This window comes from Limibacillus sp., from assembly GCA_037379885.1.
Taxonomy (GTDB): Bacteria; Pseudomonadota; Alphaproteobacteria; order Kiloniellales; family CECT-8803; genus JARRJC01.
Window position 1 is genome coordinate 1 of record JARRJC010000071.1, and the last position, 6,949, is coordinate 6,949.

Sequence of the window (6,949 nt, forward strand, 5' to 3'; positions counted from 1 at the left end):
TTTTCGTGAAGGGCCTGGAAGCGATCACGGTGGAATGTCTCCTCGCCGCTGCTGCCTCGGGCTGCTTCGACGACATCTTGGCTTCGCTTTCGAAGAGTTATCCGGGGCTCGAGTGGCCGCGCATCGCCGACTACCACTTCGAGCTCTCCACAAGACATGGAAAGAGCCGCGCTGCTGAGATGATGGAGAGCTGCGCGACGCTCGACGAACTCGGCTTGAGCGGCGGGCTGGCACGCGAGATTGCTGGCGTACAGGACCGCATGGGCGGTTTGAGCGTGGAGGGGGATACCCTTGCTGTCCTGGTCCGGCAACTTCTTTCCCAACGATTGGGGCGGCAGGAAGGCTAGAGGCTTAAATGCCGATGGAACCGGCCCTTTTGCGGTGCTATTCATTTAGCGCAGCGGGAGGAGTTCCAGGATGGGCGCTGAAGTCTCCATTCCAAACCTTCGGCACCTTCTGGGCGCCGTCGCGGTGGCGGATCAGGGCACCCTCTCCCGCGCGGCTCAGGAAATCAATCTGTCTCAACCGGCTCTGACGCAAGGGATTGCGAAGATCGAACAAGAGCTCGGCGTTCTCCTGTTCCGCCGCAGCGGCGGGGGCATGCACCCGACAGACGCCGGTAGTCTATTCATTGCCCGCACGCGCCGCGGGTTCGAGTTTCTAAGGCGGGCAGACCGTATCGCGGGCAAGCCTTACTTCCATCATCAGATCACCCTGGGCCAGCTTCGCAGCCTCGTCGCGACAGTCGATGCCGGCGGGTTCCGTGAGGCCGCCATCCAACTCGGGCGGGATGCCTCCACCGTCAGCCGTGCCTGCCGTGAGATCGAACTGCAGTTCGAGATCGCGCTCTTCGAGAACACCTCGTCGGGACTGAAGCCGACCCGCAGTGGGGAGGCGCTCACCCGGAACGCAAAGCTCGCCCTCAGGGAGTTCGGTCAAGCGGTCTATGACGTCAGGGGCTTGCAAGGTGATTTTGAAGGGCGGCTTTCAATCGGATGCTTGCCTTTGGCGCAGAGCTCCATCCTGCCCCGGGCTCTCAATCTATTCGCAGGCGAGTACCCGCGCGTTATCTGCCGTGTGGTCGATGGGTACTACACGCCCCTTGCGAGAGGGTTGCTTCGAGGGGATCTCGACCTATTGATCGGGGCCCTTCGTCACGAAGAACTGCCCAACGGGCTGGTGCAGGAAAGGTTGTTCGACGACTCTCTTTCTGTTGTGGCGAGGGTCGGACACCCCTTGACTCATCGCCGGAATATCACGATGGAGGAGGTCGCAGGATATCCCTGGGTGGCACCTCGTATGGGGGCCCCTTCGCGAAGCTACTTCGATCAGATGCTAGACACGCGGAGGGTTCCGGCATCTGTTCCCGCGCCGATCGAAACGGGATCGCACAGCGTTTTAAAGGGCATTCTTTTCAACTCGGATCGCTTGGCCCTGCTATCCAAGCGGCAGGCTGCGCAGGATTTCGAGGCGAAGCTGCTCACGAGGATCGACATCACCTTGCCGGATAGCGGACGGGCCATCGGGATGACATGGCGTGAAGACTGGCTTCCGGGGCCGCCCCAGGAGCGCTTCTTGAACATTCTTAGGGAAGTGTCCGGCAAATCCGAACGAGAAAAGGATTGATGAGGGCAGAATCAATGACGGCGACGTTGTTTCAATTTGGCAAACTTCAATGAAATTCGGAGGGTGAGGACTCCAATCGCGGAATGTGTCAAACTCGCGAAACTCAAAGCAGCTTGACCGGGCAATCCGGATACAAGCTTAGCAAACATCTAGGGAGGACCTAATGAAGTTACTGACCAAAACCCTTTCTCTTTCCGCCTTTGCCCTGGCGGCGGGCGGACTTGCCCTGACGCCGGCCCATGAGGCCAAAGCGCAGACTTTGGAAGGCAAGACTGTTGAGTACGTTATCCCCTTCTCAGAGTCCGGCGGTTCTGCGCGTTGGGCTAACTTCTATGCGCCGCTGTTGAGCGAAGCGCTGCCGGGCAACCCGACCGTGGTCGTGAAGTACATGCCTGGCGCGGGTTCTACGAAGGGGGCTAACTGGTTCCAGGAACAGACGACCGCCGACGGTACCCTGATCTTCGGGTCTTCCGGTTCCACACAGTTCCCTTACCTGCTGGGCGATCCGCGGGTGCGCTATGAGTACAACGACTGGCAGGTCGTGCTGGCCTCCGGTGTTGGCGGCGTCAGTTATCTGCCGCCCGATATCGCCGCGAAGTTCGATGGCGACGCGGACGACCTGAAGGACATCAACTTTATTTGGGGCAGCCAGGGCGCGACGCGTCTCGATCTGGTCGCCAACCTCGCGTGGAAGATGCTGGGCATGACGGTTGATCCCGTCTTCGGCATCGAAGGGCGCGGCGATGGCCGTCTGATGTTCGAACGCGGAGAGGCCAACATCGACTATCAGACCACGCCCGCCTATCTGCGCAGCGTCGTCCCGATGGTGGAGGAAGGTCTTGCCGTTCCCATGATGACCTGGGGCGGCCTTGATGATGACGGCAACATCATCCGCGATCCGAACTTCCCCGAGATCCCGACCTTCAAGGAAGTCTGCGAGGCGACCGAGGGTTGTGAGACCAGCGGCGACGCCTGGGAAGCCTGGAAGGCCTTCTTCATCTCCGGCTTCCCGGCGCAGAAGATGATCTTCCTGCCCAAAGAGGCTCCGGCGGAGGTTGTGGCGATGTATGACGCGGCCATCAAGAAGGTGCTAGCTCGCCCGGACTTCGCTGAGATCTCCGAAGCAACGCTCGGTACATACCCGCAGATGACCGGTAAGGCTGCTGACAAGGCGAAGTCGCTTGCGACCAACGTGCCGCCTTCCGCCAAGCAGTACGTCATCGACTGGCTTGAGGCCGACTACGGGGTCACCCTCGAATAGTCGATCATAAATCGAGAAGCCATTGGCCCTGCGCGTTCCGCGCAGGGCCTCCCTTCCCGTTTGACCCGGCGGCATTGACATGGATCTGATTGGTACCGCACTTCCAGCCTTGGGCGAAGCGCTCGCGCTCATCCTGCAGCCCGAGCAATTGGGCTTCCTCTTTCTTGGCGTGCTGCTAGGCCTTTCGGTCGGGGTCTTTCCCGGCTTGGGCGGCATCGCCGGTTTATCGCTGGTGCTGCCATTTATCTTCGGGATGGAGCCGGTATCGGGTCTGGCCCTCATGGTCGGGCTGGTCGCCGTGGTGCCGACCTCGGATACCTTTGCATCCGTCTTGTTGGGGATTCCCGGATCGACCGCAAGCCAGGCGACGGTCCTCGACGGCTTTCCCCTATCCAAGAAAGGCGAAGCGGCGCGCGCGCTGTCCGCGGCCTTCATCTCTTCGCTTTTCGGCGGCCTGTTCGGGGCCGTGATCCTGACTTTCTTCATACTCATCGCACGGCCGATGATTCTGGCCTTCGGGCTTCCCGAAATGCTGATGGTAACGATCCTGGGCCTGTCCATGGTGGCGATCCTGGCCGGGCGGATTCCTATGAAAGGGATCGTGGCGGCGGGCCTTGGCCTCATGGTGGGCACGATCGGCGAGGCTGCTGCGGGCGGCAGCCTGCGCATGTCGACCTACGATATTCCCTACCTGATCGATGGCCTGTCGCTGGTCATCGTCGGCCTCGGTATCTTCGCCATTCCTGAGATCGTCGCCCTGCTGCGGCATGACCGGGCCATCTCCAAATCGGGCGGTCTCGGGCGCGGCTGGATTGATGGATTGCGCGACTGGTGGCGCAACATCTGGCTGTCGATCCGCTGTTCTGGCATCGGCGTGATCGTCGGCGTGATCCCCGGCCTCGGTGGGTCCGTGGTGGACTGGATCACCTATGGCTTCACCGTCCAATGGACGAAGAACAAGAGCAACTTTGGCAAGGGCGAGATCCGGGGCGTGATCGGTCCTGAGTCCTCGAACAACGCCAAGGAAGGCGGCGGTCTCGTTCCCACGCTGATCTTTGGCATTCCCGGTTCCGGCTCCATGGCGGTCTTCCTCGGCGGCATTGCGCTCTTGGGCTATGACCCGGGGCCGCACATGGTGCGCCATAACCTGGATATCACCTACACCATCGTCTGGTCGCTGGCGCTTGCGAACGTCCTCGGCGCGGGCCTTTGCATCCTGCTGTCCGGGCAGATCGCCAAGCTGACGACGATCCGCTTCACGCTGGTGGCGCCCTTCCTCTTCATGGTCATCGCCTTCGCCGCCTTTCAGTCCCGCCAGTCCCTGGGCGACCTGATCGCTTTGATGGCGGTGGGCGTGCTCGGTATCTTTCTGCGCCGCTTCGAATGGTCCCGCCCGGCGTTCCTGATCGGCTTCGTGCTCTCTCACCAGGCCGAAGCCTTCTCGAACATGGCCAACCAGATCGCAGGCGCGCGCTTTCAGCGCAGCCTTGAGGCCGGGTTCGAGTACATCGCTTCGCCCATTGTCCTGATCCTCCTGGCGCTGACCATCTTTTCAGTCGTGATCGGTATCCGGCAGGGCAAGCAGATCCTGGGATCCGATCACCCGCCAACCGGCAAGAAGCGGGCGCCCTTCATCTTCCTGCTTTGCATCACAGGTTACCTGCTCGTCGCCTGGATCGACGCGCTGTCCATCAGTCGGATGGGCGACAAGATCTTCCCGGTGACTGTGGGCGCCGTGACGCTCTGTGGCTGCCTGATCCTGCTCATTCGCATGATGCGCTCGCCGGAAGACGATGCGGTCTTTGCGGATATGGAGGAAGGTAAGGAAGACGGCGGCGCGGAACACGGCCTTTGGCCGACGCTTTCCTGGTTCGCCTTCCTGTTGGTTCTGTCCAGCCTTCTGGGATTTATCATCGCGCTCTCGATCTTCTTCGTCAGCTTCCTGCGGATACGCGCTCGCATATCCTGGCTCAGAACCTTGATCTTTTCAGCCTTGGCAGTGGGCTTTATCTGTTTCTTGGCCGGGTCGTTGAACCGCGACTTCCCGCCAGGCCTGCTACAGGAGTTCGTCAAGCTTCCCTGGCCGCTGACCTAGTATCTGGGCTTGATGGCCCTCACGCTGGAAAGATTCATGACCGATAGAAAAGTCTTCGAAGTGTTGGCCGATGCCTTCCTTCATGAAGAGGTAGTGGATTGTTTCGCCCTGCTGGGTGACGCAAACATGAACTGGGCGACCGATCTGGCGTCGAAGGGTTGCCGTTTCGTCTATGTGCGGGATGAGCATTGCGCGGTCTCCGCCGCCATGTCCTATGCTCGGGCGAGCGGGCGCATCGGTGTCGCCAGCGTTACCTGCGGCCCGGGTCTGACGCAGATACTGACCGCCCTGCCCGCCGCTGTTCGTGCACATATACCGCTCGTGATCTTTGCCGGCGAAGCGCCGCTCAAGGCGGGTTGGTACAATCAGGCAATCGAGCAGTCCGCCTTCGTTACCGCCTGCGGGGCCGCCTATCACCAGCTGCACCACCCGCCGCGCATGCCGACCCAGATACGCGACGCCTTCTTGCAGGCCGCTGAGGAGCAGCGCCCGGTGGTGCTCGGCGTGCCCATGGACATCCAAATGCTGGCCTGGAGCGGTGAGCAGCAATTGCCCTCCCCCTCTCATGCGATACGCCCGCGACCGGAGCCTGTCCCGCCAAACCCGGAAGACCTGGAGGCGGCTGCGGATTTGATCGCCTCGGCAGAGCGCCCGATCATCATGGCGGGGCTGGGAGCCGTTCGTGCGGGCGCCGGACCCGCCTTGGAGAGGCTCGCGGAGAGGACCGGTGCCCTGCTCGCGACGACTCTGCCTGCCCGTGGGCTCTTCCGCGAGGACCCGTTCTATCTTGGCGTGGCCGGTGGGTTCTCTACCGAGGTGGCGCGCGCCTGCTTTGCGGAGTGCGACCTCGTGGTCGCCGTCGGATGCAGCCTTGCCAGTCACAACTCAGATGCAGGCAAGCTTTTCCCCGCCAGCAAGGTTTTGCAGATCGACATTCACCCGACAGCGGTAAGCCAAGGCAGAGTTGCCTCCCAGACCCAGATCCGCGCCGATGCGCGCCTGGGCGCTGAAGCTCTGCTGGATCGCCTTGGCGGAAAACCGACCAGCACCTCCAATTGGCGCAACGAGGAACTGGTGGCCCGTATTGCCAACGCGCCCGCGGACAGCGAACCTTTCGAGATCGCGCCTGGGTTGCTTGATCCTCGAGAGGTAGCCTCTGCCTTGGACGCCGCGCTTCCCATGGGGTGGGAGTTCGTGAACTCCTCGGGGCACTGCTCGTTCTTCTTTGCCCAGATGCCCCGGCGGCCTGTCGAGCACTTTCATACCATCCGGGAGTTCGGGGCCATCGGCAACGGAATCTCCTATGCCATGGGCGTGGCCCAGGCGCGCCCTGAGCGGCCGGTCGTGCTGTTCGATGGCGACGGCAGCTTCCTGATGCATGTGCAGGAGTTGGAGACCATCCGCCGACAGGGAATGAAGATACTGATCTGCGTGATGAACGACGGTGCGTACGGGTCGGAAATTCATAAGCTCCGATCCGAAGGTTTGTCGGATGATGGCGCTGTCTTTGGCCGCTCGGATCTCGGGCGGATCGCGAGAGGCTTCGGGCTCGACGGGACGCGGGTGGACGATCTGTCCGAGTTAACGGCGCTCGCGGAGAGTTTTGCCGCCTCCCCAAGCGCAGCGGTTTGGGATTTCCACGTGTCCGACAGGGTCGTATCCCCGGTCATCCGCCGCTCTCACGCCGCCAAGCTCCCCCATTGATCCTGTAAACCGCTCGCTTGGCGGACTTGGAATACCTATATTCCGATAATGCATATTCGTTTCGCCATGATGGCCGTCGTTGTTCTGACACTCACTGCCTGTGAGTCGACCGTTACCCGTGTCGAAGGGGGCTCGAAAGGGATTGAGAGCTGGGCGGTCGGCGTTCAGTTCTAACGGTCCCTGACCAGCCCAGACCTCAACTTCAAAATTAAGCGCGCCAGCTCTTCAGAATCGGTGATCATTGGCATGTGCGCCACAGGGAG

At 61.5% G+C, this 6,949-nt stretch carries 5 protein-coding genes; all 5 read left to right on the forward strand.

Features of this window, described 5'->3' with window-relative positions; all coding sequences use genetic code 11:
- Positions 1 to 347: DUF1932 domain-containing protein (locus P8X75_13885; protein MEJ1996273.1), on the forward strand; the 347-nt coding region annotated here is incomplete at its 5' end.
- Positions 348 to 417: 70 nt separating this feature from the next.
- A complete protein-coding gene (locus P8X75_13890; GenBank protein MEJ1996274.1) occupies positions 418 to 1,626 on the forward strand; it encodes a LysR family transcriptional regulator in 1,209 nt (402 codons plus the stop codon).
- Positions 1,627 to 1,789: 163 nt separating this feature from the next.
- Positions 1,790 to 2,887 (forward strand): tricarboxylate transporter, encoded by a 1,098-nt coding sequence (locus P8X75_13895; protein MEJ1996275.1) that lies wholly within the window; start codon positions 1,790 to 1,792, stop codon positions 2,885 to 2,887.
- A gap of 79 nt (positions 2,888 to 2,966) precedes the next feature.
- Positions 2,967 to 4,982, forward strand: coding sequence for a tripartite tricarboxylate transporter permease (locus P8X75_13900; GenBank protein MEJ1996276.1), 2,016 nt, complete (start codon positions 2,967 to 2,969; stop codon positions 4,980 to 4,982).
- Positions 4,983 to 5,018: 36 nt separating this feature from the next.
- Complete coding sequence (locus P8X75_13905; GenBank protein MEJ1996277.1) at positions 5,019 to 6,686, forward strand: thiamine pyrophosphate-binding protein; 1,668 nt, start codon at positions 5,019 to 5,021, stop codon at positions 6,684 to 6,686.
- The last annotated feature ends 263 nt before the right edge of the window (positions 6,687 to 6,949 follow it).